This window comes from Secundilactobacillus mixtipabuli, from assembly GCF_002217925.1.
GTDB lineage: Bacteria > Bacillota > Bacilli > Lactobacillales > Lactobacillaceae > Secundilactobacillus > Secundilactobacillus mixtipabuli.
The window spans coordinates 1-268 of record NZ_BCMF01000035.1; the positions used below are offsets into that span (position 1 = coordinate 1).

A 268-nucleotide genomic window follows, 5' to 3' on the forward strand; every position below is an offset into this window, starting at 1 on the left:
CGCTAACGAATTGGCGACTTCTGCTAGCTTTGTTGCCCGTATGTTAATGCAGTCCGAAACTTACTTCGAACCCAATTGGCAGCACTTACCAGAAGTACTTTTGCTGGATGAGATTAAAACGACTAACAACGCTGATGAGACCATGAGTTTTGAAATGATGGATGCCGAAACACACGAGTTTATCGATTTATTACCATTCCGATCAATTTTCAAGCTGCAGCGTCATTTTAGACATTACACCGAATCCGCACGACAAAGAGTCAAGATT

1 pseudogene is annotated in these 268 nt (G+C 42.2%); it reads left to right on the top strand.

The annotated features are described in order from the left end of the window. Positions 1-268: pseudogene (locus tag IWT5_RS12255) on the top strand (ISL3 family transposase); the annotation flags it as partial.